Here is a 264-nt window from a genome sequence, read left to right as displayed (position 1 = left end):
CGCATGACCACGGGCTTGCGCAAGAGCCCCGAGCCGGTTTTCGCCGCCTGTTACTGTCATCGGACCGGGGGCACCCGCATCCTCCGGCGCGCCACCACTCCGGGGAGTTCGAGCATGACCGAGCAGCTGACCTTCATCGTCTATGCGAGCCGTGCGGCCGAGCCCTTCGATCACGACGACCTCGTCGACCTCCTGAGCCAGAGCCGCGTGAACAACTCCCGCGACGGCATCACGGGGATGCTGGTCTACCGCGTCCTCGACTTC

General features: G+C 66.7%; 1 protein-coding gene. It reads left to right on the top strand.

The features are described 5' to 3' along the window. Positions 1-3: 3 nt before the first annotated feature. The coding region (locus KVT44_RS61410; RefSeq protein ID WP_217577016.1) for a BLUF domain-containing protein at positions 4-264 on the top strand (261 nt) is incomplete at its 3' end.

The organism is Streptomyces sp. GbtcB7 (assembly GCF_019091445.1).
Taxonomy (GTDB): domain Bacteria; phylum Actinomycetota; class Actinomycetes; order Streptomycetales; family Streptomycetaceae; genus Streptomyces; species Streptomyces mirabilis.
This window is presented reverse-complemented; position numbering and strand designations above follow the sequence as displayed.